The 24,488-nt window shown below is 68.1% G+C and carries 24 protein-coding genes; 5 read left to right on the forward strand and 19 right to left on the reverse strand.

Annotation, left to right across the window (positions count from 1 at the left end; genetic code table 11):
• Positions 1-127 precede the first annotated feature (127 nt).
• The 4 genes from erpA to ACT009_RS16125 all read left to right on the forward strand — a co-directional run bounded on the left by erpA (position 128) and on the right by ACT009_RS16125 (position 2,455).
• Positions 128-466: an iron-sulfur cluster insertion protein ErpA gene (gene erpA, locus ACT009_RS16110; protein WP_445192067.1), complete on the forward strand. Its 339-nt coding sequence runs from the start codon at positions 128-130 to the stop codon at positions 464-466.
• Positions 467-1,237, forward strand: a complete 771-nt coding sequence (xth, locus tag ACT009_RS16115; RefSeq protein WP_445192068.1) for an exodeoxyribonuclease III — start codon at positions 467-469, stop codon at positions 1,235-1,237. It begins immediately after the preceding gene.
• Positions 1,238-1,251: 14 nt separating this feature from the next.
• Positions 1,252-2,028 (forward strand): transporter, encoded by a 777-nt coding sequence (locus ACT009_RS16120; protein WP_445194124.1) that lies wholly within the window; start codon positions 1,252-1,254, stop codon positions 2,026-2,028.
• A 187-nt stretch (positions 2,029-2,215) separates the two neighbouring features.
• Positions 2,216-2,455 carry a hypothetical protein gene (locus tag ACT009_RS16125; protein WP_445192069.1) on the forward strand — a complete coding sequence of 80 codons (240 nt, stop codon included), beginning with the start codon at positions 2,216-2,218 and terminating at the stop codon, positions 2,453-2,455.
• 41 nt (positions 2,456-2,496) lie between these two features.
• Here ACT009_RS16125 and ACT009_RS16130 read toward each other — a convergent pair whose 3' ends face one another.
• Positions 2,497-3,651, reverse strand: a complete 1,155-nt coding sequence (locus ACT009_RS16130) for an N-acetyltransferase (RefSeq protein WP_445192070.1) — start codon at positions 3,649-3,651, stop codon at positions 2,497-2,499.
• A 139-nt stretch (positions 3,652-3,790) separates the two neighbouring features.
• Here ACT009_RS16130 and ACT009_RS16135 point away from each other — a divergent pair, with 139 nt between their 5' ends.
• The gene (locus tag ACT009_RS16135) at positions 3,791-4,885 is read left to right on the forward strand and encodes a fatty acid desaturase family protein (protein ID WP_445194125.1); all 1,095 of its coding nucleotides are present in this window, start codon (positions 3,791-3,793) and stop codon (positions 4,883-4,885) included.
• Between the two features lie 132 nt (positions 4,886-5,017).
• On the opposite strand, the gene lptG is transcribed toward ACT009_RS16135, so the two are convergent.
• From lptG to ACT009_RS16225, 18 genes are all read right to left on the reverse strand, one after another.
• Entirely contained in the window at positions 5,018-6,115 is a 1,098-nt protein-coding gene (lptG, locus tag ACT009_RS16140; protein WP_445192071.1) for an LPS export ABC transporter permease LptG, read from the reverse strand.
• A complete protein-coding gene (gene lptF / locus ACT009_RS16145) occupies positions 6,112-7,311 on the reverse strand; it encodes an LPS export ABC transporter permease LptF (RefSeq protein WP_445192072.1) in 1,200 nt (399 codons plus the stop codon). Before lptF ends, lptG begins: the two co-directional genes overlap by 4 nt.
• An 87-nt stretch (positions 7,312-7,398) precedes the next feature.
• The gene (locus ACT009_RS16150) at positions 7,399-9,357 is read right to left on the reverse strand and encodes an ATP-binding protein (protein ID WP_445192073.1); all 1,959 of its coding nucleotides are present in this window, start codon (positions 9,355-9,357) and stop codon (positions 7,399-7,401) included.
• A gap of 105 nt (positions 9,358-9,462) precedes the next feature.
• The gene (spt, locus tag ACT009_RS16155) at positions 9,463-10,740 is read right to left on the reverse strand and encodes a serine palmitoyltransferase (RefSeq protein WP_445192074.1); all 1,278 of its coding nucleotides are present in this window, start codon (positions 10,738-10,740) and stop codon (positions 9,463-9,465) included.
• 150 nt (positions 10,741-10,890) lie between these two features.
• On the reverse strand, positions 10,891-11,136 hold the full coding sequence (locus ACT009_RS16160) for an acyl carrier protein (protein WP_445192075.1): 246 nt from the start codon (positions 11,134-11,136) through the stop codon (positions 10,891-10,893).
• Positions 11,137-11,181: 45 nt separating this feature from the next.
• Complete coding sequence (locus tag ACT009_RS16165) at positions 11,182-12,069, reverse strand: NAD-dependent epimerase/dehydratase family protein (protein ID WP_445192076.1); 888 nt, start codon at positions 12,067-12,069, stop codon at positions 11,182-11,184.
• Positions 12,066-13,166 (reverse strand): glutamate 5-kinase, encoded by a 1,101-nt coding sequence (proB, locus tag ACT009_RS16170; RefSeq protein ID WP_445192077.1) that lies wholly within the window; start codon positions 13,164-13,166, stop codon positions 12,066-12,068. The genes ACT009_RS16165 and proB overlap by 4 nt, the downstream gene beginning before the upstream one ends.
• A gap of 33 nt (positions 13,167-13,199) precedes the next feature.
• Positions 13,200-13,757 (reverse strand): Uma2 family endonuclease, encoded by a 558-nt coding sequence (locus tag ACT009_RS16175; protein ID WP_445192078.1) that lies wholly within the window; start codon positions 13,755-13,757, stop codon positions 13,200-13,202.
• A 40-nt stretch (positions 13,758-13,797) separates the two neighbouring features.
• On the reverse strand, positions 13,798-14,847 hold the full coding sequence (gene obgE / locus ACT009_RS16180; protein ID WP_445192079.1) for a GTPase ObgE: 1,050 nt from the start codon (positions 14,845-14,847) through the stop codon (positions 13,798-13,800).
• A 22-nt stretch (positions 14,848-14,869) separates the two neighbouring features.
• Complete coding sequence (locus ACT009_RS16185) at positions 14,870-15,460, reverse strand: TetR/AcrR family transcriptional regulator (RefSeq protein WP_445192080.1); 591 nt, start codon at positions 15,458-15,460, stop codon at positions 14,870-14,872.
• A gap of 301 nt (positions 15,461-15,761) precedes the next feature.
• Positions 15,762-16,082: a hypothetical protein gene (locus tag ACT009_RS16190; RefSeq protein ID WP_445192081.1), complete on the reverse strand. Its 321-nt coding sequence runs from the start codon at positions 16,080-16,082 to the stop codon at positions 15,762-15,764.
• 100 nt (positions 16,083-16,182) lie between these two features.
• Positions 16,183-17,820: an ATP-binding protein gene (locus ACT009_RS16195; protein WP_445192082.1), complete on the reverse strand. Its 1,638-nt coding sequence runs from the start codon at positions 17,818-17,820 to the stop codon at positions 16,183-16,185.
• 97 nt (positions 17,821-17,917) lie between these two features.
• Positions 17,918-18,616, reverse strand: coding sequence for a PilZ domain-containing protein (locus ACT009_RS16200; RefSeq protein ID WP_445192083.1), 699 nt, complete (start codon positions 18,614-18,616; stop codon positions 17,918-17,920).
• Positions 18,617-18,673: 57 nt separating this feature from the next.
• A complete protein-coding gene (locus tag ACT009_RS16205) occupies positions 18,674-19,450 on the reverse strand; it encodes a PP2C family protein-serine/threonine phosphatase (RefSeq protein WP_445192084.1) in 777 nt (258 codons plus the stop codon).
• Positions 19,447-20,457 carry a type VI secretion system-associated FHA domain protein gene (locus ACT009_RS16210; protein ID WP_445192085.1) on the reverse strand — a complete coding sequence of 337 codons (1,011 nt, stop codon included), beginning with the start codon at positions 20,455-20,457 and terminating at the stop codon, positions 19,447-19,449. The genes ACT009_RS16205 and ACT009_RS16210 overlap by 4 nt, the downstream gene beginning before the upstream one ends.
• Positions 20,458-20,471: 14 nt before the next feature.
• Positions 20,472-22,148, reverse strand: a complete 1,677-nt coding sequence (locus ACT009_RS16215; protein WP_445192086.1) for a protein kinase domain-containing protein — start codon at positions 22,146-22,148, stop codon at positions 20,472-20,474.
• Positions 22,145-22,900 carry a LysM peptidoglycan-binding domain-containing protein gene (locus tag ACT009_RS16220; protein WP_445192087.1) on the reverse strand — a complete coding sequence of 252 codons (756 nt, stop codon included), beginning with the start codon at positions 22,898-22,900 and terminating at the stop codon, positions 22,145-22,147. The genes ACT009_RS16215 and ACT009_RS16220 overlap by 4 nt, the downstream gene beginning before the upstream one ends.
• Entirely contained in the window at positions 22,897-24,465 is a 1,569-nt protein-coding gene (locus tag ACT009_RS16225) for a putative bifunctional diguanylate cyclase/phosphodiesterase (protein WP_445192088.1), read from the reverse strand. Before ACT009_RS16225 ends, ACT009_RS16220 begins: the two co-directional genes overlap by 4 nt.
• Positions 24,466-24,488: the final 23 nt, after the last annotated feature.

Raw genomic sequence — 24,488 nt, forward strand, 5'->3', positions numbered from 1 at the left:
TCAGAGCATGCTGCCGCAGGCGCCTCATCTTCGTGCCTGCGCGCCTTCGCGTGACTCACTTGTCTCGGGCCGACCCGCCTACCGCACGCCGGTTGCCGAGTGCGGGCGCAGCGCCTATCTCGGCTGCATGGCCACACTCGCTCCCGAGATCGCGTTGACACCCTCTGCAGCGGCGCGGGTCGCTGCGATCGCGACCAAGCAGAACAAGCCCGCGATCCTCCGCCTGTCGGTGGACGGCGGCGGGTGTTCGGGGTTCCAGTATAAGTTCGGGTTCGCCGACGCGGTCGAGACCGACGACACGATCGCCGAAACCGACGGCGTCCGACTGGTGGTCGACAGCGTCAGCATGGATCTGGTCCGCGGATGCGCGGTCGATTACGTCGAATCGCTCGGCGGCGCGGCGTTCAAGGTCGAGAACCCCAACGCGGCCAGCGGCTGCGGGTGCGGCTCCAGCTTCGCCGTCTAAGTGAAGCTCGTCACCTACAACGTCAACGGGATCAAGGCCCGGCTGCCGCGGCTGATCGAGTATCTGACCGAGCAGCAGCCCGAAATCGTCTGCCTCCAGGAACTGAAGGCGAGCGACGACACCTTTCCGATCGCGGAAATCGAGGCGGCAGGGTACGGCGCGGTTTGGCACGGGCAGAAGAGCTGGAACGGCGTCGCGGTGCTCGCGCGCGGTGCTACCCCGGTGGAGCGGCAGCGCGGGTTGGCGGGCGAGGAAGAGGACGACCATAGCCGCTATCTCGAGGCCGAGATCGACGGGCTGGTCGTCGCCTCTATCTATCTGCCCAACGGCAATCCGCGGCCGGGCCCCAAGTTCGACTATAAGCTTCGCTGGTTCGATCGTCTGGCCGATCGGGCGCGTGCCTTGCTGGCCGAAGAAATGCCGGCGGTGCTGATGGGCGATTACAATGTGATCGCGAACGACGACGACACCTTCTCGGTACGTGCGATGGCCGAGGACGCGCTGATGCAGCCGGAGAGCCGCGCGGCGTACCGACGGTTGCTGGCGCAGGGGTGGACCGATGCGCTCAGGACCCGGCATCCGACCGGCCGGATGTGGACCTTCTGGGACTATCAGGCGGGCGCGTGGCAGCGCGACGCGGGTTTCCGGATCGATCACCTACTGCTCAGCCCGCAGGCCGCGGATCGGCTGATCGATGCGGGCGTCGACAAGGAATATCGCGGCCGCGAACGCGCCAGCGATCACGCGCCGACCTGGACGACGTTGCGGTGAGAGGTGCCGTGCTGATGCTCGTCGCGCTGGTGGTCGCGGCACCTGCTGCCGCGCAGGACCGCGATTATTGCCCGGCGCGTCCGGGGCTAGGCACCCCGGCTTGCACGATCGCGCCGGGCCGCGTTTCGGTCGAGACCAGCGTCGCGGACTGGGAACGCGACGACAATGCGGATCAGCGGTCGGACACCATCCTGTTCGGCGATACGATCGTGCGGGCCGGGCTGACCGATACGATCGAGGGGATCGTCGGCTGGTCGCCGGTCAGCATCGCCCGCGAGCGCGACAAGGCGACGGGTTCGATCGACCGCAGCACCGCGGTCGGTGACGCGTATTTGGGGCTGAAGGCGAACCTCGCCAGCCCCGACGGCAGCGGGTTTTCCGTTGCGGTGCAGCCGTTCGCGACGCTGCCGGTCGGGCGGTCGCCGGTCGGCGCTGGCGATTGGGGCGCGGGGCTGCTCGTACCGATGAGCTACGACCTGCCCGGCGGCATGAACCTGCAATTCACCCCGGAGATCGACGCAGCGGTCGACGAGGACGGCAATGGCCGGCACCTCGCCTACAGCGCGGTGGCGGGGATCGAGCTGCCCTTCACCAAGACGGTATCCGCGACTGCGGAGGTGCAGGCGTTGCGCGATCGCGATCCCGGCGGGCGGACATCGCAGGCGTTCGCGGCGCTGTCGATGGCGTGGATGGCCAACGACGACCTGCAGATCGATGTCGGTGGCGTGGCCGGGCTGAACCACGATGCTCCCGATGCGCGGGTTTATGCGGGTGTGTCGCGACGGTTCTGACGCGACGCGGGGTGGGGTGATCCGCCACCTCCGCGCGAAATCGGCCAATATGCGGGGCGCTGACCGGGATCGGACAGGTAGAATCTTTGCAAAACACTTGAGAGTCAACGGCATAGCTGTTTGGCATGCATAATGCACTGCTACACTAGCAGGCCGGGTTACGGCCTGGGTAAGTGGAGCAGGAACCATGATGAAGACGATGTTTTCGATGATCGCAGCCGGTGCGTCGCTGGTCGCGGCACCCGCATTCGCCACCGATCGCGCCGACCCGGCGGTGTCCGCGCCCGTGGCGGACCAAGCGGTGCGGCAACGGCCCGAGACGCGCTATTGCGTCGTAGGGCCGGAGACGGGAACGATCCTGCGCAACAAGATCTGCCGTACTCGCGCCGAATGGATGAAGCGCGGCGTCGATCCGATCGCCAAATGATACCGCCCGCCCGCGCCGGATCGTCCGGCGCGGGCCCGGGATCACAGCGTCCGTTCGTAGATCAGATAGACCTTGTTGACCTTGCTATCGATCGTCTCGGCGATCGAACGCATGCCCTGGTTGTCCTCCAGGATCCAGCCGATCTCGCCACGGCGCGCGCCATAATGTTCGACCGAGGCGCGCTTGATGTATTCGATCATCATGAAGGCGAGTTGGCTCGCCAGCCGCGACGATTGCAGCTCCTTCAACACGCCCATCAAGGGCACCCGCATCGTCTTCACCTTCGGCTTGCGCAGCCATAGCAGCAGCTTGGCCCAGCCGAACGGGAGCAGGCTGCCCTTCAGCGGGGCGATCGCCTCGTTGAGGTCGGGGAGAGTGATCATGAACGCGACGGGCCTTCCGTCGAGTTCGGCGATGCGGATCAGGTCGTTGAACACGATCGGCTTCAGCTTGACGCCGACGTCGCGGATCTCGGGCGGGGTCAGCGGCACGAACCCCCAATTGTCGGACCAGGCGTCGTTGAGGATCGCGAGGATGATCGCCGCCTCCTCCTCGAACCGCTTCTTGTCGACCTCACGCACGACGATCCGCGGGTTCTTCTCGCCGGACTGGATGATCCGCTTGACGATCGGCGGGAAATCCTGGGTGATGTCGAGATCGTAGGTCATCAGCTTCTTGACCTCGTGATAGTCCGCGGTCTCGATCCAGGCACGGTATTCGGCCTTGGCATGGCCCATCATGATCGTCGGCGGATGATCGAACCCCTCGACGAGCAGGCCGGGTTCTTCCCAGATCGACATGCTGATCGGGCCGAGCGCACGGACCATGCCACGCTTGCGGAGCCATTCCTCGGCGGCGGCGAGCAGCGCGCGGAAGACGTCCTCGCGCTCGGCCTCCATCAGGCCCCACTGCCCGACACCGGGGCCGAAGCCCTGCGCGGCGGGCATCGTCAGTGCGAGCGTGTCGATGTGCGCGGAGATGCGGCCGACCACACGCTTGCCCTCCAGCGCCAGGAACAGCTGCGCCTCGGCATGGCTGAACCAGCCGTTCTTGGCGGGATCGATCATCCCGAGCGCCTCGCCCTTCAGCGGCGGCACCCAATTCGCATCGTCGGCGTAGAGGCGGAAGGGGAGATCGATGAACGCGACCCGGTCGCGTTTCGTGGTTACCGGGCGGATCGTCAGGGGTTCTGCCATCGTCGTCGTCCAACTGCCAAGTGATGGTTCCTAACCGGCGCAGGCGATCATAGCGAGCAGGGTTTCTACCTAATGGCAGGCCGGCGCCGGCCTGTTAAAGCCACCGTGTCGCCACTATCTGTGGGTAATGGCAACGAATATGGACACCATCCTCAACTTCGACCGCAGCGCCGGACAGGCGGCGCCGGGAAAGGTGCCGACGCATCTGGTGGCGGACGACAAGGCGATGCTGCGTACCGCGGCGGTGCTGACGCGCGACCTGACCGCGCCCCGCCCGGCGATCTACTGGGCAGACCTGATCGCCTCCGCAGTGGTCGGCTGGGGGGCCCTGGCGGTGGCGATCCTGACCCCGTCGACCGCGCTCGCGATCGGCGCCGGGATCGTGTCGATGCTGGCACTGTACCGCGGGATCAGCTTCATCCACGAATTGACCCACGTGAAGCACGCGTCGCTGCCGCATTTCCGCGCCGGCTGGAACGCGCTGATCGGCGTGCCGATGCTGACGCCGTCGTTCATGTACGAAGGCGTCCACAATCTGCACCACGCGAAGACGCGTTACGGCACCGCGGAGGATCCTGAATATCTGCCGCTGGCGCTGATGAAGCCGTGGACGCTGCCGCTGTTCATCGTGATCTCCGGGCTGGCGCCGATCGGGCTGCTCATCCGCTATGCGATCCTTTCGCCGGTGTCGGTGGTGTTGCCGGGCCTGCGTCGCATCGTCGTCGAGCGCTTCTCCGCGCTGGCGATCAATCCGTCGTTCCGCCGCCGGATGCCCGAAGGCGAGTTCCGCGCCCAGTGGAACCGGATCGAGACCGCGGCGAGCCTCTGGGCAATCACGCTGCTGGCGCTGGTCGCGTCGGACGTCGTGCCGTTGCGCGCGTTCCTGATCTTCCTTGCGGTCGCCGCCGGGGTCGCGGTGGTCAACCAGGTCCGCACGCTGGTGGCGCATCTGTGGGAGAACGAGGGCGAATCGATGAGCGTGACCGCGCAGTACCTCGATACCGTCAACGTGCCCCCGCCCGCGCTGTTGCCGATGCTGTGGGCGCCGGTCGGCTTGCGCTATCACGCGCTCCATCATCTGCTGCCGGGCGTGCCCTATCACGCGCTGGGCGAGGCGCATCGCCGGCTGTCGGCGACGCTGGACGCGATGTCGCCCTATCATCAGGCGAGCTATCCGGGGTTGCCGGGACTGGTCGCGCGGATCGCGCGGAGCACGATGGTGGTGCGGCGGTAACGGGTCATCCTCCCCTGCAAGGGGAGGTGGCTGGCGTCAGCCAAGCGGAGGGGTGACGCCTTCTCCGGATACCGGGTTACCCCTCCGTCAGTCCTGCGGACTGCCACCTCCCCTTGCAGGGGAGGATCGGCGTTATTCCTCCGTGCGGAACAGCACCGCCTCGCCGATCAGCAGGAACAGCAGGAACGGCGCCCAGGCGGCGAGGAACGGCGGGTAGGCGCCGAGGCTGCCCATCGCGAGTGCGAAATTGTCGGCGACGAAGTACAGGAAGCCGAGCGCCATGCCGATCACGGCACGGATGAACAGTTTGCCAGAGCGTGCGATGCCGAACGCCGCGACCGCGCCGAGCAGCGGCATCAGCACCGACGACAACGGGCTCGATAGCTTGTGCCACAGCGCGCCTTCGAGCGCGGCAGTCGGCCGGCCCGACTCCGCCAGGTCGGCGATCGCCGAGCGGAGGGCGCCGAACGACAGGCCGTCGGCATCGACGCTCGCCAGCGTGAATTGATCGGGGCGCACGCCGCGGCCGATCACCACCGATCCTAGCTGGGTCAACGTTCCCTTCGCCACGTCGAAGCGGGTCGCGGGTTCGATCCGCCATCCATTGCCGTCGCGGCGGCCGCGATCGGCGCGGACGATGCCGACGAGATTGCCGCCGGCACGATCGTAGACCGTCACTCCGCCGAGGATCGCGGCATTACCGCGGCCGCGGATCTGCCCGACCTCGATCAGGTCGTCGCCGTCACGCACCCACACGTTCGAGCGATCCCCGCGATCGACCGGCAGCGGGCCGTAATTGACCTTGTTCCACTGGGTCAGCGTCGCGGTCGCGCGCGAGACGACGCGGTCGTTGAACGCGAAGCTCAGGATCGCGACGCCGAGGCTGGCGACGAGCAGCGGCGCGAGCACCTGGTGCGCGGACATGCCCGACGCCTTCAGTGCGATGATCTCGCTATTCTGGTTCATCGTGATCAGCGTCAGGATCGTGCCGAGCAGCACCGAATAAGGCAGCCCGAATGCGATCAGCTCGGGCCCACGCAGCGACACATAGCGCCACACCTGCGCATCGCCGTTTCCCTTTTGGGCGAGGATGTTGCCCGATTCACTCAGCAGGTTGAGCGCGAGCAGTACCAGCACCAGGCCGCCCAGGATCGCAAAGGTGCGGACCAGGAAGAGCCGCGCCATGTACAGCGCGACGGTCCGCGACGGAAAGAAGCTGACGGTGCTCATGCGCCTGCCACCACCCGGCGGCGGCGGCCGGGCAGGCGGCTCGTCACCGCCTTGGCGATGAGCGAGATGGTACGTTCGAGCGCGCCGATCGGCTGCCCACCCGGGACGTAGGCGATGGTATAGTACATCCACAGCACCAAAGCGGCGAAGAGCGAGAACGGGACCCACATCGCGATCAGCGGATCGACCTTGCCCGCCTCGCCGATCCCGGCGGCATATTGGTTGATCTTGAAGTAGGTGACGATCATCACGATCGCGAGGAACACGCCGAGCGCGGACGACGAACGCTTGGGCGGCACCCCCAGCGCGAGCGCGAGCATCGGCAGCAGGAACATCGTCGCGACCTCCGCCACCCGGAAATGGAACTCGGACCGGCTGCTGTCGCGCTGCTCGACCGTCGCCGCGGTCTGCCCCTGGCGGGCGAGTTCGGGCAGGGTATATTCGAGGTTACGCCCGCCGCGCTGGCGGAAGCTTTCGAACTTCGGCAGGTTGATCGGCAGGGAATGGGTGCTGAAGGTGAGCACGCGCGGCACCTTGAAGGTCGGATTATTGTGGATCATCGTGCCGTTGGTGAGGCGGAAGATGATTACGTTGGGATCGTCCGACGCGAGGAAACGCCCGTGTTCGGCGGTGACCCCGATCCAGTCGCCCTTTGCGGTCAGGGTGTGTACGAAGATGCCGCTGAGGTCGCGGCCCTTGTCGCGGCTCTGTTCGATCCTGAGCGTCATCCGATCGCCCAGATGCGTGAACTCGCCGACCTTGATCGAGGCGCCGAGCGCGCCGGTGCGCAGCTCGAAGCGCAGATTTTCGTAGTAGTAGCGCGAGATCGGCTGGAGATAGCCGACGATCAGCAGGTTCGCGACCGCGAGCGCGATCGCGTACATATAGGGCACCCGGAGCAGCCGGCCGTAGCTCATGCCCACGCCGCGCATGACGTCGAGCTCCGAGGTCGTCGCCAGCCGCCGGAACGCGAGCAGTACGCCGAGCATCAGCCCGATCGGGATGCCGAGGCCGAGATATTCCGGGAGCAGGTTGGCGAGCATCCGCCAGACGACGCTGACCGGCCCGCCTTCGGTGGCGACGAATTCGAACAGCCGGAGCATCCGATCGAGCACGAGCAGCATTGCCGAGATGATCAGCGTCGCGAACAGCGGCAATGCGATCAGCCGGGCCATGTAGCGGTCGATGGATTGCATGAAGGATCGGCTCGGGGGCAGGGGAGCCGACGCTATAGGCGGGACGCGAAGGGTCGTCAGCTTCTATTTCGGCAGCGTCGCGCCCGGCTATTCGGCAGCGATCTGTTCGGGCGGAGCGGGGCGCTCGCGTGCCATCGCCGCGGCGACGGCGCGTTCCAGCGCGGTGAGCGTGAAGGGCTTGCGGAGCACGTCTCGATCGATGAATTCCGCCGCGTCGACGTCGCCCGCGAAGCCGGTGACGAACAGCACCGCAAGATGCGGAAAGCGCGGCGACAGCGCGGCGATCATCTCCGGACCGGTCTGGCCCGGCATCAGCACGTCGGACAGGATCAGGTCGACATCGCCGTGGCGGTCCAGCAACGCCTCCGCCGCGAACGGATCGTCGCAGGGGATCCCGATATGGCCGAGCTCCTCCAGCGCGCCGAGCGCGGCGGCCATCACCCGCGGGTCGTCCTCCACCACCAGCACGGTGAGCGGGCGGGTCGGACCTGCGGGGGCGGGCATGATCGAGACGATCTCGCCCGACGGTTCGGGATTGTCCTCGCGCGGCAGGTACAGCGTCACGGTAGTGCCCTGATCGGGCGCGGTGCGGATCGCGATCTCGCCGTCGAGCTGGCGGACGAGTGCGAAGATCTGGCTGAGCCCGAGGCCGGTGCCCTGGCCCACCGCCTTGGTCGTGAAGAAGGGCTCGTAGACGCGCTCGACCACGTCCGGGGTCATGCCGCAGCCATTGTCGGTCACCGCGATGGTGACATATTCGCCGGCGGCGCAATGCCCGACCGCGTCCTTGCCCAGCAGGATCGTGCCGGTTGCGATCGTCAGCGTGCCGCGCCCGTTCATCGCATCGCGCGCGTTTACCGCGAGGTTCAGGATCGCATTCTCGAGCTGGACGCGGTCGGCGCGGACCTGCCAGCCCGCTGCGCGATCCTCGGTGACGACGGTGACCTCGTCGCCTAGCGTGCGATCGAGCAGTTCGGACATGCCCGCGACCAACGTCGCCGCGCCGATCGGTTCGGGCTTCAGCGAATCCTCGCGACTGAACGCGAGCAGCCGGCGGGTGAGCGCCGCGGCGCGGTTGGCGCCTTCGGTGGCATTGTCGAGGTGGCGGGCGGCCGCGGCGGGATCGCTGTCGACCGAGCGGCGGGCGAGCTCGAGACCGCCGAGCACGACCGCAAGCATGTTGTTGAAGTCGTGCGCGATGCCCCCGGTCAGCTGGCCGACCGCCTCCATCTTCTGGACCTGGCGGAGCTTGCGTTCCTGGACGCGGAGCTCGTCGGTGGCCTCGGCGACCGCGGTGGACAGTTCCTCCGCCAGCGCACGCGCTGCATCGGCGTCGGCGCGCGCATTGGCGCGTTCCTCGACCGCGCGGATCGTGAACCAGCCGAGCAGGATCGCGCCAAGCACGAGCAGGATGCCGAATACCGCGAGGACGCCCGCGATCCGGCTCGACCGGTCGACCGTGCGCATCGCGGTCGCGGTACGCTTGTCGAGCAGTTCGCGCTCGTGATCGATGATCTCGTCGAGCAGCTTGTCGATGTTGACCAGCGAGGGTCCCTTGCGCGCCTGATAGTAGCGCGACAGCGCCTGGTTGTTCTTGCCGTAATAAGTGCTGAGCGCGGTCAGGGAAAGTTCGCGACCGCGGCTTTGATAGGCATCGCGCAGCCGATCGATCGGGCGCTGCTGCGCTGGATTGTCCTCGGTGATGTTGTCGAGCCGGGTGATCTGCGACGCAGCGAGGCGCCATTGGTCGAAATAGAGCTGACCGAGCTTGCGGTCGCCGGAAATCACGTAGCGCCCCAGCGATGCCTCCGACCGCGCGATCGTGCCCGACAGCGTCCGTGCCAGGATCATGACGTCGTAGCTGTGCGCCTGCAGCTCCAGCGCGCGGTCGCGCTGGCGATTGGCGCCTCCGAGCGTGATCAGCAGCCCGACCAGGACCGCCGCCCCGAGTAGCCCCATCACGACCAGCATGATGGTGCGCCACGAGGTCACGCCCCCCCGGGCAGTCCCTTCGTTCTCCGCATGCACCGCATCGGTATAACTCATCACCGAAATGGCGCAATTCGCTTGCGCCGGGCGGAGGCGAGGCATTCCGGGCAGGCGGGCCGGTCGATCATGACGCGATCGTGACCGAACATGGTTGACGACCGGTTAAGAAGCGGCCGTTCCGCCGAGGACGCCGATCGCGGTGCCCGCCGCGCGGAACATCTCGATCACGCGGCCGATCTGATCGTCGGAATGCTCGGCGCACAGCGAGCAGCGCAGCAGGAACGTGCCCGCGGGAGTTGCCGGGGGACGAGCCATGTTGACGTAGAGCCCACTCTCGAGGAGCGATTGCCACATCGCGACCGCCTGTTCCTGATCGTCGAGGATGATCGCGATGATCGCACTGTCGGGCGTCTCGGTGCCGAGCTTGAAGCCCATCTCGCGCAGCCCGCCATGCAGGCGGCGCGCGTTCTTCCACAATTGCGCGCGCTTCGCATCGGCATGCATCAGCTTGCGGATCGATGCCGCCGCGGTGGCGACGACCGACGGCGGCAGGCTGGCGGTGAAGATATAGGCGCGGCAGGCGAGGCGGATCGCCTCGAACTTGGGGTGGTTGGAGACGCAGAAGCCGCCGACCGTCCCGACCGACTTGGAGAAAGTGCCGACGACGAAGTCGACATCGTCGCCGAGCCCCGCGGCTTCGTACACGCCGCGGCCGTGATCGCCGAAGAAGCCCATCGAATGCGCCTCGTCGCTCAGCACCATCGCACCGTGCTTCTTGGCGACCGCGACCATCTCCTTCAGCGGCGCGATGTCGCCGAGCATCGAATAGACGCCCTCCAGCACCACCAGCTTGGCGGGTTCCTTGGGCAGGCGACCGAGCCGCTTGTCGAGATCCTCGACGCTGTTGTGACGGAAGCGGACGATCTCGGCGTTGCCCTGCTGGCAGCCGTCGTAGATCGAGGCGTGGCTGTCGGCGTCGAGGATGACGTATTCGCCCTTGCCGACCAGCGTCGAGATCATCCCCAAATTGGCCATGTAGCCGGTCGAGAACACGATCGCGCCCGACACGTCGTAGAACTCCCGAAGCGCCTGTTCGACGTCCATATGGTCGGCGAAGGTGCCGTTGAGCATGCGGCTGCCGTTGGTGCCCGACCCGAAGCGGTCGAGCGCGTTCTTTCCCGCGGCGATCACGTCGGGGTCGAAGGTCATCCCCATGTAGTTATAGGTGCCGAGCAGGATCGTGTCGCGGCCCCGGATCACCGCCTCGGTCGGCGATTTCACCTGTTCCATCACGATCGCGAAGGGATCGGTGACGCCGGTGTCGATCAGCGCCTGGCGCTCCGCGATCAGATTGTCGAACTTCGACATCAGATCGCGTTCGGGCGCGATCACCGGCGGATCGATCGGCAACGCATGGGCGGTGGTGGCGGCTTCGGTCATGATCTCGATCCAAATATTGGGTTCGTTTCCCCAGCCCCGTTCGTTGTGAGTAGGTGCTGAGCGTAGCCGAAGCGCCGTATCGAACCACCTGTCCTCCGATACGCCATTTCCATCTCGCTCAGTGGCTACTCGGGACGAACGGGGTGGGGATCAATCCTGCTTCAACTTGGCGACCGCATCGACGAGCTGGCCGACCGTCTCGATCTCGGCCTGCATGTTCATCGTGATGATGATGTCGAATTCGTCCTCGATCGCAGCGACGAAATCCATCACCGTCAGGCTGTCCCATTCGAGATCGCCCTGGAACGTGGTGGCGTCGGTCAGTGCGACGCCCTTCTTGTTGAAGGGCGTGATCTGGCCGGTGACGGTGTCGAAGATCTGTTGACGGTCGCTCATGATGTTATCCGGTTGGCAGCCAAATGCGGCGGCGGTACGGCGAGGCTATAGCAAACCATTGGCTCGATACCATCGCGCGGTCGCGGCGAGCCCCGCCTCGGTGTCGACCAGCGGGGTCCAGAGATCGGCGGGCGGGCGGCGATCGGGGGCGGCGGACCAATCGGGATGGCAGAGATAGCCGACGCGGTCGGGGGTGAGCTTCGCCTTGTCGCCGCGGATCAGGCGATCGAGCCGGGCGCCCAGCCGCATCAGCGGCTTCGGCAGATGCATCGCGAGCACCGGCCGGCCGACCGCGGTGCCGAGTGCGTGGGCGAACTCGGCATGGGTCCAGGCCCGGCCGTCGTCGATCTCGTACGTCTCGCCCGCACCGGGGCGGGCCGCGAGGATCAGCAGCAGGCGCGCCAAGTCGCCGACCTCGACCGCGGACATTAGCCCGGGGGGCGGCAGGAAGGCGAGCCCAAGGCGCGCGGCGCGGAACAGGTCGCGCATCTCCATGTCGCCGGCGCCGTAGATGGCGGTCGGGCGGACGATCGTCCAGTCGAGCGCGGATGCCTCCACCAGTCGTTCGGCCTCCCGCTTCGACCAGCCGTAGTCGGACAGCTGCGGCTCGCGTGCGGACAGCGAGGAGACGTGGACGAAGCGGCACACGCCGGCCTCGCTCGCCGCGGCGAGGATCGCGCGGGTGCCCTCGACATTGCCTGCTGCGAAGCCCGCACGGTCGGGGGCGTTCACAATGCCGGCGACGTGGATGATCGCGTCGGCGCCGACCGCGAGCGATCCGGGCGATGCGAGGCTGCCCTCGACCCAGGTGACGCCCGCGCGCGCGACTTGCGCGCGGCGGGTGAGGGCGCGGACCTCGTGCCCGGCTGCGAGCGCCAGGTCGATGAGGTGGCCACCGACGAAGCCGGTGCCGCCGGTGATCGCCAGGATCATAGCAGCGCCAGATGATCGCGGTGGATCAGCGCTGATCGAGGCGCGTAGCCGAGCAGCGCGGCATGTTCGTCGCTGCGGCGGCCGAGCAGCCGCGCGGCGTCGGCGGCATCGTATTCGATCAGGCCGCGCGCGATTGCTCCCGAAGGGCCGTGCACCGCGACGAGGTCGCCGCGCGAGAACCCGCCCTCGATCCGGGTGACCCCCGCTGCCAGCAGGCTGCGGCCCGAGCGCAGCGCCTGCTCGGCGCCGGCGTCGACGTGGAGCGCGCCCTTGGCGGTCAGCCCACCTGCGAGCCACGCCTTGCGCGCGGTGGCGGTCTTCTCGGCCGCGAACAGCGTGTGGCGCGGGGTCGCGGCCAGCGGGTGGTCGATCCGGCCCGAGGCGATCACCAGCGGCACGCCCGCGCCGGTGGCGATGCGCGCGGCGGCGATCTTGGAGACCATGCCGCCCGAGCCCATGCCCGATGCCGAGCCGGTGTCGGCCATCGCCTCGATCGCCAAGTCGATCCGCTCGACCAGCGGCACGTGGCGCGCGTCGGGATAAGCGGGGTTGCGGTCGTAGAGGCCGTCGATGTCGGACAGCAGGATCACGCCCTGCGCGACCGCCGCCTGCGCGACCCGCGCGGCGAGCCGGTCGTTGTCGCCGAACCTGATCTCCTCCGTGGCGACGGTGTCGTTCTCGTTGATCACCGGCACCACGCCCAGTCCGAGGAGCCGATCGAGCGTCGCCGCGGCGTTCAGATAGCGGCGGCGATCCTCGAGGTCGTCGAGCGTGACCAAAATCTGCGCTGCGGTAAGCCCTTCGGCCGCGAGCAGTTCCGCCCAGGTCTGGCTGAGCGCGATCTGCCCGGTCGCGGCGGCGGCCTGCGCGTCCTCGAGGCTGGCGCGGCCACCCTTCGGCAAGCCGAGCCGCCGGGCGCCGAGCGCGATCGCGCCCGACGAAACGATCGCGATCTGCTGCCCGGCACGGTGGCGCTGGGCGAGATCGGCGACCAGCGTCGCGAGCCAGTCGCGCCGTACCGCGCCGTCCGGATCGACGAGCAGCGCCGAGCCGATCTTGACGATCAGGCGCGCACAGGAGGCGGGGGGCAACAGCATCGGCGTCGGGTTAGCCCGTCGCGCGCCCAAGGATCAATCGCGCGCGAAGATTTCCTGATGCGGCACGACGAGGTTTAACCCGGGGAATACCGGATCGACGGGCGCATCGTGGCTCTCGTCCTGCCAGGCGTGCGGACCGGTGCGCTGGACGATGCGCAGCCGTTCGGTCGCGATGTCGACGAACACGATCGTCTCGACGCTTGCCAGCGCCTTGTACTCGTCGAGCTTGACCCGAAGGTCGGTGCGTGCGGTGCCCGCCGAAAGCACCTCGAACAAGATGCGGGGATCGTCGAACGCGGTGGCGTCGTCGTGCGCCGGATCGCCGCGGTCGCAGAAGACGCTCACGTCGGGATACCGGATCGAAAGATCGTGGGTCCGCGTCGCCATATCCGAATTGTAGGGCGTGCAGCCGGTGCCGCGCAGGCGGTTGGCCAGCGCCACGAGGATATTGGCCTGCACTCTCGCATGCCGCGCCGTGCCTCCCGCCATCATGCGGATGACGCCGTTGTCGAGCTCGGCCTTTCTATCCCCAAAATCCATCAAGAGGAATTCGGCAGCGGTGAGCAGCGGATAGACGGGACTGGTCGCCATGGCCCGACCATATCCGATCGGGCGGGTGTCTCCTACCCCCTCACAGCGGCGACCAGGAGATCGCGTCGCTGCCTTCGTCGTTGGCGGGCACCGCGCCGCCAGGGGCGGGGCCGATCGCCTCGATCATCTCGTCGAGCACCCAGTCGACCCCGGTTCCCGAGACACCCGAGATCGGCAGGACCGGGCGGCCGCTGGCCGACTCCAGTTCCGCGGAAAGCGCGGCGATCAGTTCGTCGTCGAGTGTGTCGATCTTGTTGAGGGCGACGACGTAGGGCTTGTCGACCAGCCCGGCGCCGTAGTTCTCTAGTTCCGCGCGAACGACGCGGTAGCTTTCGGCGACGTCCTCGTCGTTGGCGTCGACCAGATGAAGCAGGACGCGGCAACGTTCGATATGCCCCAGGAAGCGATCGCCGATCCCCGCACCATCGGCAGCGCCCTCAATCAGGCCGGGAATATCGGCAATGACGAATTCGCGCTGTTTGTGGCGGACCACGCCCAATTGCGGGCGGGTGGTGGTGAAGGCGTATTCGCCGACCTTGGCCTGGGCGTTGGTTACGGCGTTGATGAAGGTCGACTTGCCCGCATTTGGCAATCCGACGAGGCCGGCGTCGGCGAGCAGCTTCAGCCGCAGCCAGATCCAGCCCTCCTCGCTCGGCCAGCCGGTGCCGTGCTGGCGCGGCGCGCGGTTGGTCGAAGTCTTGTAGCTGGCGTTGCCGCGACCGCCGTCGCCGCCGCGCATGAACACCTCGCGCTGGCCGACCTCGGTGAAGTCGAGCAGCACGTCCTCCTTGTCTTCGGACAGGATCTGCGTGCCGACCGGCACCTTGATGACGAGATCGTCACCGCCGGCACCCGTGCGGTTCGACCCCGATCCGCCGCTGCCGCGCGGCGCGCGGAAATGCTGGGTGTAGCGGAAGTCGATCAGCGTGTTGAGGCCGGCGACCGCCTCGAACACGATGTCGCCGCCCTTGCCGCCATTGCCGCCGTCGGGGCCGCCATATTCAATGAACTTTTCGCGGCGAAAGCTGACCGCGCCGGGGCCGCCCGAACCCGAACGGACGAAGATCTTGGCCTGGTCTAGGAAATGCATTCGCGCCCTCTAGCGAGTCGGGCTATTTTTCGCCAGCGTCGGTACGCGCGGCGACCAGCGTCTCGAAGGCGAGCTGCCGCGCCTTGCCGCGATCCAGCCCCAGCGCGCGCGCCATCGGGGCGCCGAGCAGCGCATCGCCGAGCGCCATCAGCACGAGTTGCAGCGTCTCTTCGTGGATCGGCTTCTCGGCGGGGGAATGGCCCTCCGCCAGCTGATCGACGAGATCGTGGATCGCGGTGAGGATGGGGTCCAGCGCATCCTCGTTGCCGTTGAGGATCATCCAGCTGGCGAGCGCGCCGGCGCCGTTCTTGCCGAACGCGTCGAAGGTGAGGTCGACAACCTCGCGTGGGTCCTGATCCCCCGCGCGGACGCGGAGCACCGCCGCGCCGATGGTGCCGACGATGTCCTCTGCGATCCGCGCGATCAGCGCCTTCTGCAGGCCCTCGGCAGACCCGAAATGATGAAGCACATTGGCATGGGTGCGCCCGATTCGCGCGGATACCGCTTTCAACGTGACCGCCTGCGGCCCGGTTTCGACCAGCAGCGCGCGGGCTGCATCGAGCGCGGCATCGCGCGATTCGGCGGGAGAGAGGCGTTTGCGCAGGCTTGTCACGGGGTGGGTCGGGACCTGTTTACATCGGTGTAAGTAGGACGGGCGGCCATTCTGTTTGGAGAGTTTCGTGGCGAAAGCAACAGGGGGCGAGGTGTTGGCAGTTCCGACTATTTTGTCATCCGCGCGCAGGCGGGGATCCAGACTGGCCAACGCTGCGGCCCTATCGCTGACGGTATAAGTTCTGGATCTCGCCTTCGCGATGGTGACGGAAGAGGTGGGGCGACGCTGGCCATCCAACGCAGAACGGCGGCCCCTCGCGGGACCGCCGTCTTGGTCGCCATCTCCGCTTGCGCGGCGGCGCTTACTTCTTGTCGTCGGTGACGCCCACGACCGGAACGTCGATCTGTTCCTTCTCGGTCTTCACCTTCGGCACGTCGACCGTGGTCGACTTGGTGCCGACCACGACTTCCTTGGAATTCACGTCCACGTCGGGCAGCGCGCCGCCCTTGGCGCTGACATCGACCTTCGGCAATGCGCCTTCCTTCACGTCCGCGCTCCAGAAGCCGGTCGCGAACAGGATCGCGACGATGATGGCCGCGATCGCCAGCAGAATCAGGATCGTGCGGCCCGCGCCGCCGCGGCGTACGGTGGTACGATCGGTATCGTCTCGGTAATCGGCCATGGTCATCCTCCCTAGTTTGTTCGTAAGCGTGCAACTCGTCGAACCCGGATGATGTTCCTTCATCGAAACGACTCGGCCGTTTTCGCTGTCCCGCAATGGGCTACCGCGCGATGACCTGGCGGATCTTGCGGGCGAGCTGGTCGGCGGTGAACGGCTTCTGCAGCAGCTGCACGCCGGGATCGAGCATGCCGCCGTGAACGATCGAGTTTCGCGTATAGCCGGTCGTGAACAGTGTCTTGAGGCCCGGCCGGCGGCGCGTCGCCTCCTGCGCCAGGGCGCCGCCGGTCATGCCGGGCATCACCACGTCGGTGAACAGCAGCGCGACCGCGGGCAGCGTCGCGAGCAACGCCAGCGCGCTGTCGCCGTCGGCCGCCTCCGCCACCGAATAGCCGAGTTCGCGCAGCGTCTCCACCGAGGTCGCGCGGACCGACGCCTCGTCCTCGACGACCAGGATCAGTTCGTCGCGCGATCCGCAGGGCAGCGTTTCGCGGGCGAGCGTCGCGGCGACCGGGCCGACGGCGCCGTGGTGCCGGGGCAGGTAGAGCCGGATCGTGGTGCCGTGCGCGGGCTCCGAATAGATCCGCAGATGCCCGCCGGTCTGCTTGGTAAATCCGTATATCTGCGACAGGCCGAGCCCGGTGCCCTTGCCGACCTCCTTGGTGGTGAAGAAGGGTTCGAACGCGCGGGCGGCAACCTCGGCGCTCATGCCGCTGCCGGTGTCGGACACCGCGAGCATCACATACTGCCCCGCCTCCAGCCCGTTCTCGCCCGCAACATAGGCCTCGTCGAGGTGCGCGTTCTGCGTTTCCAGCGTCAGCTTGCCGCCATCGGCCATCGCGTCGCGCGCGTTGATCGCCAGGTTGACGATCGCATTCTCGAGCTGGCCAGGATCGGCGTGGGTCATCCACAAGCCGCCTGCGAGGATGGTTTCGATCTGGATCTCTTCGCCCAGCGTCCGGCGGATCATGTCGGTCATGCCGCCGACCAGCCGGTTGACGTCGACCACCGCGGGTTCGAGCGGCTGGCGGCGGCCGAACGCCAGCAGCCGCTGGGTCAGGGTCGCGGCGCGTGCGGCGCCTTCGTTGGCACTGTCGAGATAGCGCAGGACATCGGGGTTGCCCGCGGCGATGCGGCGGCTGGCGAGGCTGAGATTGCCCATGATGATCGACAGCATGTTGTTGAAGTCATGCGCGATGCCGCCGGTGAGCTGGCCTATCGCCTCGAGCCGCTGCATCTGGCGGACCTGTTCCTCCGCGGCGGTGCGTTGCGCGATCTCGCTGGTCAGCCGTTCGTTGGCGTTGCGCAGTTCGGCGGTGCGGGCGATCACCCGTTCCTCGAGCTCCGCGTTCAGCGCCGCACGTGCGGCGTCGCTCTTCTGCGCGCGATCGAAGGCGCGGGCCATGCCGTCGATCACCGCGACGATCAGCGCGCAGAGCGTGCCGAACGCGAGCAGCCGGAGCAGCCCGCCGGGCCAGGCAACCGCGAGACTGTAGCGGGGCTCGATCAGGAAATACCACGCGAACAGCGTCGACAGCGATGCGCAGACGATCCCGCCGTTGCGGCCGCCGAACAAGGTCGCCAGCAGGATCGCGGGGAAGAAGGTCAGCAGCGGATAGCCGCCGAGCATCGGATCGAAGGCGAGCCGGCCGGCGATGGCGGCACAGGCGAGCGCCATCGAGAGGGCGATCGAATAGACCGGATGGCGTCGGCCCAAGTCGCTCAAGGCAGCCCAGTTCATGCGCGCACCCCGATGCCGTTCCTCGCCGGTCCGGCCCTATCGCGTGTGACGCGATCGAGCAAACCAGTTTGGTAGCGTACCGTAGATCTAAGGTTGATTAGGCGAGATCGGTGGGATCGATTCGCGGCAGATGGATCAGCTTGTCGGTTGCAAAGCGTTCGACGGCAGCGGCGTCGATCGGCTCGGCGAAGGTGAGGCCGGCGTTGCGGCTGTCCGACCAGCAGACGCTGGCACGGACGGGATCGAGCCCGTGCATCGACAACATGACGTCGAGCCCGGGCGACAGACGGACGTCCGAACTCACCCGGCAGCCGGCGCTCGACAGGTCGAACAGCCGCGCCACGATCGGCTCGGCGCCGTCGCGGCCGCGCTGCCGCTCGATCACGATGTCCTTCGCCACGCGCCAGCGGCGGTCACCCTCGTCGCGCCGCACCAGCGCCCCCGCGAGCAGGCGCTGCGCCCGCTTGCGCCCTTGGCCGAGCGCGACGATCTGGCGCAGCACCGCCGGGTGGAGCCGTTCGTCGAACCGCAAGCCGGTCGCGGTGGTCGATGTCCAGGTCACCGTGCATTCGAACGCCGCGAAGCCGTCGAGCGTCAGGATGACGGTGGAGGCGTCGCCGAGCCAATCGGACTGCGCGATCTGGCAGCCTGATTCGGACACGTCGGTCAGCATCACCGCGACGCTGGGGCTGGCCGCGACCACGGCGTGGCCGACGAGCTTGACCGCGTGGCGTTGCGCGCTGCGGCGGTCGGTATCGGGTTGCGGTTCGGCGAGGCGCTGGGGGAGTGCGGTCATCGGATCATCCTAGGCGACAATGGTTTCCAGCCGGCTGCGGGACATCGTAAACCGACGTTAGGAGATGGCCGCGCCGGCGAGGTCGACCAGGATCAGCGTGGCGTTGTCGCTGCCGTCGCGTTGCAGCGCATTGGCGAGCAGCCGGTCCGCGCAGGCATCGATCGCGACCGGCATGGTCGCGAAGTCGCGCGGGTGGAGCGAGCGCGAGATGCCGTCCGAGCAGAGCAACAGCCGGTCGCCGGGAACGAGCGTCACCGCTGCGACGTCGATCTCGACGGTTGCCGCGACGCCGAGTGCACGGGTCACGACATTGGCGCGCGGATGCCGTTCGGCCGCCGCCTCGGCAAGGACGCCGGCGTCGACGAGTTCCTGGACGAGGCTGTGGTCGCGGGTGAGGCGTTCGGCCATGCCGGCGCGAATCCGGTAGGCACGGCTATCGCCTGCCCAGCAGATCGTTGCGCGGTCGTCGATCACGGTGATCGCAACGATCGTTGCGCCGCTGGTGCCGGCGTCGGCGGTGCTGCCGGCGTGGATGGCGGAGTTGGCCTCGCGGATCGCGGCGAGCAGGTCGGGGCGGGTGATCTGGCCGGTGCGGTCGGCGAGCCGCGCCAGCGTCTCGACCGCGGTGGTGGCGGCCGCCGCGCCGGCATGATGCCCGCCCATGCCGTCCGCGATCACCCATAGCCCACGATCGGCGCGGTCGAGCAGCCGGTCTTCGTTGATCGAGCGAACGCGGCCGACATGGGTGCGCGCCGCGGACCGGAAGCGGTTCGTCATCACCGGAGTCGTGGAGGCGGCGAACCGCGCCCAGCGCGGCAGGATCGCGCGCCTCACGTCGGGTCGCGCATCATCATGCTCTCGGCATCACCGTACGCCGCGACGAAAGCGTGATCGAGCGAGCCCGGGGTCGCTTCATCGAGCTGGCGGACGAGATCGGCGTGGCGTTCGGCAACCGCCCCCATCTGCAACGCGGTGCGGCTCTTCAGCAGCGTCGCCCGGTCGGCGATCGCGGTGTCGAGCGCAGCGGGATCGAACGTGCCGATCGCGGCGCGCAGGCTTCCCTGGAGCCCCGCGAAGGTGGCGACAAGATGGCGTTTGACGTCGCGGAACGACGCCTTCAGCGCCGCGGGCCCCGACAGAAAGCCGGTCGATCCGACCAGCAGCAGATCGATCGCGAGCCGCTGGGTGGGCGCCCATTTGAATGGATTGTTGTTGCTGCCGCTGATCGTCGTGCGGGTGAGCTGGTAGCGCGCACGGGCGAGGTCGCGCTCGGCCATCAGATCGCCGATGCCGAGCACCATCTGCCGGTAGACCGCGCCCGCGCGGCGCATAATCTCCTCGGGCTCTTCTTCGGACAGCTGCGAGCAATCTAGCCCGGCGCCTTGGCAGAACGCCTCGAGCAGCGAGCCGCCCGACGCGATCGGTGCGGCGGTGCCGTCCGACCATTCGCTCGGCACCTCGACCGACGAGCCGAGCGGCGGGGTCAACACCATCGTGCGGCCGGAATCGATCATGCTGTCGTCGTGCGGCGCCTGCGTCGCGACCATCCGGAACCGGCCTAGGCGCAGCGCGCTCGGCACCGGCAGCGCGACGTCGGTGGCATCGGGATAGCGTTCGCCGGTGTCATCGTCGAACACGCCGTTGGCGCCGAGCGAGCGAAGCGTCAGCGCGTCGCCGTTCACCGCGAGTTCGCAATGCGCGCGCGACAGGGCACAATCGGGGTCGGCAATCGCCCAGTCCGCCTCGGCATCGCGACCGATCCGCAGGATGCCGTCGCGGATCAGCCGGACATCGACCGGGGTCACCATGTCGTCGGCATCGAACAGTTGCAGCATGTACATGACGGCTGGCTTTCTCAGGCGGCGCGGCGGGCGGGGGCGGCGATCAGTGTGGCCTTCATCGCGGCTTCGGACTTGGCGCCGGTGCCGCCGAGATGCGGCTCGACCGCGGCGGCGGCGCGGTTGAAGGCATCGAACGCCGCGCCGAATTCGTCACGACGACGGTGCGAGATGCGGAGCGCGAAGTCGCTCTGCGCGGCTTCGTCGAGCGCGAGCCGCAGCCGCGCCAACGGCCGCGCCACCATCGCGCCGCTGAGATAGCCGACGACGAGCACGACGGTCATCACCACCAGCGACAGAATGATCAGCAGCAGGCGCGCGTTGGCGATCGCCGCGTCGAGCGCGGTGCGGCGGATCACCAGATCGACCTTGCCGAAATCGGCGCCGGCATAGCGGATCGGCCGGACGAAGCGCAGGCCCGGGCCCTTGCCGCGATCGGTGGCGGCGATGACGCCGGTGGCTTCGGCGTCGAGCGGCGCTTCGCCCGATGCCGCGCGATAGGGTCGGCCGATCAGCGCCGAATCGCTGGCGGCACGGACGATGCCGCCGGTGTCGGCGACGACGAGGTCGCGGATGCCCTGATCGCGCGCTGCGGTGGTGACGAACGCCTGGAGGCTGGTCCAGTCCTGCTCGGCTGGCGCGAGCCCGGCATTGTCGGCGGCAAGCACTGCCGAATTGCCGGTCACGAACGCCGCGATCGAGCCGCCCGAGACGATTGCCATGTGTTCGAGCGTCCGGCGTTCGCGCGACAGCATCATCGACACGCTCGCCGCCAGCGCCACTGCGGTCAGCGTCACCAGCATCAGCGGCAGCTTGACCCGCAGCGACAGCCCGCGCCGCTGCGTCGGCGCCTCGCCGGTGGCGTCGAGCTCGCGGGTCAGCGCCTTCAGCACCGCGTCGCCGTCGGCGAAGCGCTGATCGGGCTTCTTGGCGAGCAGCTTGTCGATGATGAAGCGAAGGCCCGGCGGGCAATCGGCGGCGGAGCGGTCGATCGGCTCGACCCGCTCCTGCGCGATCTGTATCGCGAGCGTCGCGAGCCCGACGCCGGGGAAGGCGACCTTGCCGGTGACCATCTCGTAGAGCACGACGCCGAGCGAGAAGAGATCGGAGCGGCGGTCCACCGCGATGCCGAGCGCCTGTTCGGGGCTCATGTAGCGCGGGGTGCCGATCATCTGGCCGATCTGGGTCTGGGCGAGCTGCTGTTCGCTACCCGCGGGATCGAGATCGCCGATCCGCGCGACGCCGAAATCGAGCAGCTTGGCGGTACGGCCGTCGGCGGTGAGCAGGATGTTCGACGGCTTGACGTCGCGGTGGACGATCCCGGCGCGGTGCGCATAGTCGAGCGCGGAGGCGAGCTGCTGGCCGATCGCGAGCACGCGTTCATAGGGCAGCCGGCCCTGCGACTGGATCAACTGGTCGAGCGGCTGCCCCTCGACCAGCTCCATCGCGATATAGGCGACGCCGTCCGCCTCGCCGACGTCGTAGATCGTCGCGATGTTGGGATGGTTGAGGGCGCCCGCCGCCCGCGCCTCGCGCAGGAAGCGTTCGCCGAGTTCGGGGTTGCGGCCGAATTCGGGCTTGAGCAGCTTGATCGCGACGGTGCGGCCGATTCCCGGATCGTGCGCGCGGAACACGTCGGCCATCGCGCCTTCGCCGAGACGTCCTTCGATACGGTAGCGTCCGAGCATCGTCATCGGCGGGCCTTCACGGTTGCGGCGATCCGCTGCGCTCGGCCGAGATCGCGCGCGATCGTCGGGTTGGCGGGGTCGAGGAACGATGCGCGGCGCAGCAGATTGGTGGCACGCACGACGTCGCCCTGGTTGAGCGCGGCGAGCCCCGCGGCGCGTGCCTGGCGGGCGGCGACGGGATTGGCGGGGGGCTTGGCGGCGGCGACCGGTTTGGCGGCGACGGGCTTCGGCCTGGGTGCGGCGACGGCGGGAGCGGTGGCACGCGGCTCGGCGCGATGGATCGGTTCGGCGCGTGGAGCCTCGCCGGGGATGCGCAGCGTCTGGCCGGCGGCGAGCGTCGCCGGCACCGCGATGCCGTTGTAACGCGACAGTTGATAGCCCTTCAGCCGGGTGCCGAGAAAGCGGTCGGCGAGGCCGTTCATCGTGTCGCCGGCTTTGGTGACATAGGGGTGGCTGACCGGCCCGAGCAATTCCCTGGGATCCTGCGCAATCGAATCACGCAGTACCTGCACCGAGGCGTTCATCGGGTCGCGCTTCAGCGCGGCGTTGATGCGGCGTTGCGCGGTCTTGGTGTCGCCTGCATCGAGCAGAGCGATGATCGCATCGATCTCGCTGGTCGCGGTCGCGGCGCTGGGCGGGGCGGGGAGTTGCGCGGCCGGCTTCGGGCCGCCGCCCGCACAGGCCGCCACCGCCGTCGCGAGCGCCAGCACCGCGATCCGGGGCGCGCATGCGAACGGGGAGCGGGACATTTTCGTCATGCGGTCAGCCTCTTGGTCGTTCGATCGGTGATGGCGGGCCCGTCGACCGCGAGCAGCCGGGCGAGCGCGTGGCCGTCGCGCACGAACGCGACGAACGCCGCGCCGTCGAGCGGCGGCGCGAAGTAATAGCCCTGGAAATGCGTGCAGCCGTGGCGCCGCAGCCATTCATATTCGGCGCGGCGTTCGACCCCTTCGGCGAGAACGCGAATGCCGAGCCCACGGCCCAGCGCGATGATGCTCTGGCAGATCGCCTGCGAATCGCGGCGGGCATCGACGTTGGTGACGAATTCACGGTCGATCTTGATCTTGTCGAACGACAGCGTCCGCAGCGTGCTGAAGCTCGAATAGCCGGTGCCGAAATCGTCGATCGCGATCCTGACGCCCATCGCGCGCAGCCGCTGGAACAGAAGCGCGGCGTGATCGCCGTCGCCCATCGCGACGCTTTCGGTGAGTTCCATCTCCAGCGCGTCGGGGCCGAGCGAGTGCCGTGCGAGCGCACGTTCCACAAGCGCGGGCAGGTCGTCCCGCTGTAACTGGTGGCCAGACACGTTGACCGCGACGCGCAGCGCGGCGAGCCCCTCGGCCTGCCAGCGTCGCGCCTCGCGACAGGCGGTGTTGAGGATCCACATGCCGACCGGATGCGCCATGCCGCCGGCTTCCATGATGGGCACGAAGCGCGACGGCGGCACGTTGCCGCGGACCGGATGGCGCCAGCGGATCAGTGCCTCGGCGCCGCAGACGCGTCCGATCGCGGCGTCGACCAGCGGCTGATAATGCATCTGCAACTGATCGCGCGCGATCGCCTGGCGCAGATCCTGTTCGAGCGCGTAGCGGTCGCTGGCCACGGCGGCGGGATCGAGCGTCGGTTCGGCATCGACCGCCGCGGTGGCGCGATCGAGCGTCAGCGACGCAAGCGCGCGGGCGAGCAGGTTTTGTGGGGTACCGCCGTCGTCGGATAGAGCTGCCTGGCGGATGCGGATCTCGGGCAGGATCTTGCGCCCGCCGACGACGATCGCGTCGCCCAGCGCATAGCCGATCACGTCGAGTTCGGCCTGCGCAGCGGCGGTGTCGACCGCCGGCCCGAACCAGATCGCCAGATTGGCGCGATCGACATGTGCGACCAGCCGCTCGGGGGGCAACATCCGCGCGAAGCGATCGACGATCGCCAGCAGCACGCGCTCGCCGAGCGTCGGATCGAAGGCGCAGAGGCGATCGAAGTCGCCGACGCCGACGACGCCGAGCAGCCCCGTCCGATCGCGCGCCATCACCGCGATCAGCGGCTCGCGGGTCGGCAGCCCGGTGAGCGAATGGCGCTGGTCGGCACGTTGGGCGGGCTCCAGCCGCTGCTCGACCATGTCGATCGCGCGGGCGAGCCGGTTCGTGGCGCAATCGTCGATCGCGTTGCCGAGGATCAGGTCGAGCCGGTCGGCAAGCCGCCGCAGGAGCATCGCCTGGCGCCACCACATCGCGGCGAGCACTAGCATCGCCACGCCGGCCGACGCCACGAGGAGCAAATGCCCCGCGGTCAGGTCAGTCCAGTTGATGTGCGAACGATCAGCACCCATGCCGATCGGATAGCCGAGACTCT

This window comes from Sphingomonas sp. Tas61C01 (genome assembly GCF_052567495.1).

What these genes read in the sequence shown, in the direction of transcription:
- lptG (WP_445192071.1), bottom strand. Translation starts at nt 6,115, where the DNA reads ATGAGCACCGTCAGCTTCTTTCCGTCGCGGACCGTCGCGCTGTACATG.
- proB (WP_445192077.1), bottom strand. Translation starts at nt 13,166, where the DNA reads ATGCTGTTGCCCCCCGCCTCCTGTGCGCGCCTGATCGTCAAGATCGGC.
- spt (WP_445192074.1), bottom strand. Translation starts at nt 10,740, where the DNA reads ATGACCGAAGCCGCCACCACCGCCCATGCGTTGCCGATCGATCCGCCG.
- ACT009_RS16160 (WP_445192075.1), bottom strand. Translation starts at nt 11,136, where the DNA reads ATGAGCGACCGTCAACAGATCTTCGACACCGTCACCGGCCAGATCACG.
- ACT009_RS16120 (WP_445194124.1), top strand. Translation starts at nt 1,252, where the DNA reads ATGCTCGTCGCGCTGGTGGTCGCGGCACCTGCTGCCGCGCAGGACCGC.
- ACT009_RS16175 (WP_445192078.1), bottom strand. Translation starts at nt 13,757, where the DNA reads ATGGCGACCAGTCCCGTCTATCCGCTGCTCACCGCTGCCGAATTCCTC.
- obgE (WP_445192079.1), bottom strand. Translation starts at nt 14,847, where the DNA reads ATGCATTTCCTAGACCAGGCCAAGATCTTCGTCCGTTCGGGTTCGGGC.
- ACT009_RS16210 (WP_445192085.1), bottom strand. Translation starts at nt 20,457, where the DNA reads ATGTACATGCTGCAACTGTTCGATGCCGACGACATGGTGACCCCGGTC.
- ACT009_RS16150 (WP_445192073.1), bottom strand. Translation starts at nt 9,357, where the DNA reads ATGAGTTATACCGATGCGGTGCATGCGGAGAACGAAGGGACTGCCCGG.
- ACT009_RS16130 (WP_445192070.1), bottom strand. Translation starts at nt 3,651, where the DNA reads ATGGCAGAACCCCTGACGATCCGCCCGGTAACCACGAAACGCGACCGG.
- ACT009_RS16225 (WP_445192088.1), bottom strand. Translation starts at nt 24,465, where the DNA reads ATGGGTGCTGATCGTTCGCACATCAACTGGACTGACCTGACCGCGGGG.
- ACT009_RS16125 (WP_445192069.1), top strand. Translation starts at nt 2,216, where the DNA reads ATGATGAAGACGATGTTTTCGATGATCGCAGCCGGTGCGTCGCTGGTC.
- lptF (WP_445192072.1), bottom strand. Translation starts at nt 7,311, where the DNA reads ATGCAATCCATCGACCGCTACATGGCCCGGCTGATCGCATTGCCGCTG.
- ACT009_RS16215 (WP_445192086.1), bottom strand. Translation starts at nt 22,148, where the DNA reads ATGACGATGCTCGGACGCTACCGTATCGAAGGACGTCTCGGCGAAGGC.
- ACT009_RS16200 (WP_445192083.1), bottom strand. Translation starts at nt 18,616, where the DNA reads ATGACCGCACTCCCCCAGCGCCTCGCCGAACCGCAACCCGATACCGAC.
- ACT009_RS16195 (WP_445192082.1), bottom strand. Translation starts at nt 17,820, where the DNA reads ATGAACTGGGCTGCCTTGAGCGACTTGGGCCGACGCCATCCGGTCTAT.
- ACT009_RS16190 (WP_445192081.1), bottom strand. Translation starts at nt 16,082, where the DNA reads ATGGCCGATTACCGAGACGATACCGATCGTACCACCGTACGCCGCGGC.
- ACT009_RS16135 (WP_445194125.1), top strand. Translation starts at nt 3,791, where the DNA reads ATGGACACCATCCTCAACTTCGACCGCAGCGCCGGACAGGCGGCGCCG.
- ACT009_RS16165 (WP_445192076.1), bottom strand. Translation starts at nt 12,069, where the DNA reads ATGATCCTGGCGATCACCGGCGGCACCGGCTTCGTCGGTGGCCACCTC.
- erpA (WP_445192067.1), top strand. Translation starts at nt 128, where the DNA reads ATGGCCACACTCGCTCCCGAGATCGCGTTGACACCCTCTGCAGCGGCG.
- ACT009_RS16220 (WP_445192087.1), bottom strand. Translation starts at nt 22,900, where the DNA reads ATGACGAAAATGTCCCGCTCCCCGTTCGCATGCGCGCCCCGGATCGCG.